The organism is Paenibacillus sp. 01L418 (assembly GCF_056400045.1).
The window spans coordinates 1-2,557 of sequence record NZ_JBFTSN010000643.1; the positions used below are offsets into that span (position 1 = coordinate 1).

At 42.5% G+C, this 2,557-nt stretch carries 2 protein-coding genes; both read right to left on the bottom strand.

What is annotated here, in order from left to right:
* The coding region (locus tag AC1DSE_RS34065) for a hypothetical protein (RefSeq protein ID WP_477528991.1) at window positions 1–482 on the bottom strand (482 nt) is incomplete at its 3' end.
* Window positions 483–637: 155 nt separating this feature from the next.
* Window positions 638–2,557 (bottom strand): hypothetical protein (locus tag AC1DSE_RS34070; protein WP_477528992.1); only part of this gene is annotated, 1,920 nt, incomplete at its 5' end.

Sequence of the window (2,557 nt, forward strand, 5' to 3'; positions counted from 1 at the left end):
CTTCCACTCTGTTGGTTATGCATCATAAACTTAGGTCCAATCAATTGTGTAGTATAATTACAACCCATAATGAAATCAAACTTCCCTGTTAATGATGCCAATTCTGAATTTGGTTTCAATGTATTTATTAGGCCAATAATTTCGGGTTCAGACATGTTCTTCAAGTCAGGCACTTGATTCGCGAATCCCGTTAAATCAAGTTGCATACTTTTAAACTTATCAGGCTGTTTAACTTTTTCCATAAAACAATTCAGAGCGTCTGGGTCAATATCAACAATAACTATTTCGTCAAACAGAGACTCAAGTTTCTGAATATCCACATCATTCCCATTTCCTGCACCTAATAATAAAGCTCTGCCTGATAACGGTTTGTGTGAAACACTTAGTTTATCCCATATCTCAGTATGCATTTTTCTTAAAGAAGACCAACTATCCCATCTATTTCTAGTATCCGTATTAGCTTGTTGCTGTACATCTAGCATTTAACTTTCCTCCACTTTCTGCGATTTCTTCATTTGTATTTTTTTGTAACTCTTTGTCATATTCTATAAATGATTTATTTGTCCTCTATTTCTAAATTAATTTAAAGAAAAGGCAGTACTGTTAATATTACGGGCAGTACTGCCTTCTAACCAAATTACCAAGCTTTATGAAATTCAAAAAATGCAGTCCAATTATCTTTAATCTGTATGGTTACATCCGTCTCCTTCACCACGCCATTCGAATACGTGGCTTTAAAATGGAATATATAGTCCCCATCTTGTAATGACTCTAACTTAACCTTAGCTTGCTCAGCACCTATATAACCACTCCATGCCTTTTTGTCGGTAGATGCTAAGCTTGTGTTGCCTATTCGCTCCGCTGCTACTTCGACCTTGGTCGCCTTTGTGGTACTAACGCCGGTATCTGTTGTTCTCGCGTTAAGAACAAAACGTTCACCCGCCCAAAAGGTTGAAGGACTTCGCAATTCCTTCGGTTTTACTTCATTCCATCGCAGTCGATTTGCTTCCCACTCTTCCGTATGCACTACTTCTGCCGTAATTCCCAATGCGAGAACCTGCATTGTTTTCGTCACGATAATGGGATCTGCAATGCCATCACTTACTGTTTGTTTGACGCTCCAGTTTCCAACTTCCATTAGCTGCAGCACCGGCCCTGTTTTCGGATAAGATGCACCGCTACGTATAAGCGTATAGCTGAAATTCCGCTTAGCTCCCGATGGACTTGTGAGTTCATACGCCACTGACAACGGATCTCCATCCTCATCGTTGACAGATGATGCTATGGTTACAAGATCCCCTTCATACACTGGCTTAGGTGACCAATCAAAGTCAGCTGTCGGTGCTCGGTTCGTACTGAAATGAATATAGGCATAATAACCCTCGTTACCGGCTACGTCATAATCTAGCACAGTCAACCGGTACTCTTGGCCAGCCACTAGTCCAGACACACGATATGATTTCGCCTGCAGGGAAATCGGTATACTGTACTCTGTTGTGCCATCTTGATTTAAGTCAATATTCGTCACGCTGCCATTACTATTTACCTTTTGTAGATAGAATGTGCGTGTCGCATGGCCAGAGGACGGAGCTGCATCGCTAAAGGCATTAAACTTCACCGTTACGGCTGTCGGTTCAACCTCCAACTGCTCATCTACATCTGCAGGCTTAACGGTATCCACAAAGAAATAACCATTTGAAGAATATGGTCCCCATAGAAAACCATCGTTTGCCCTGGCTCTCCAGTAATATAATCCGTCTGCTAGAGCTGTTGTGGTATAGCTTGCTGCAGCAACCGTGGCATTCGTATCAACCACTCTTGCACCATCCGACACGCGATAAACTTCATAATCTATTGCGGTAATTGGATGGTTCTCCGGATCAATGGTAAATACGCGCAGCTGCGGTCGATTAATGTTGGTGTAGACCGGATTATCTGCATTAGCTCCGTTATACGAGAGTAAATGCGTATCTGGCGGTAAATCCAGCACAAAGTAGCGGATGTTACTTAAATTTGACCAAGCACCCTTTGAGTAGACCTGCCCTTGTACACGTACAACACGTCCAGGATTGATCATACCATCCATTACCTTAAAGCTTTTCTCTAATCCTGCATAATCAATATACAACGCAACCTCATTTGTATCTGTATATGTTAGTGATAAGCGATACTGCTCTTGTGGATCATTCTCTGCATCGTAATAGGTCCAGGTTATCGTCGGTTCTTTTACGAGTACCGTAGGAGCAGCCGCTGAGGTTCCTCCTGGATAGGTTATGGTCATTACTGGTTTGGTTTGGTTCACAGGCGGTAAAGCGTCTTTGTAAATAACTTGCTGCGCCCAATATGACCAAGCCCCATGAAGATCCTTTACTTGCTCTTGAATGATAAGTTCGACACCTGGACGGCTATAAATTGTCCGTTTACCGGCTGTCCACGTTGTTTCATCCGCCCAGCGTGTGCGGAACACTTTATCAAGCAGGCGATTGGGGATATCCGGATCGTAAGAGGTATCAAAGGTATCGTAATCAATTGCTTCACCTTCACCATACACATAACC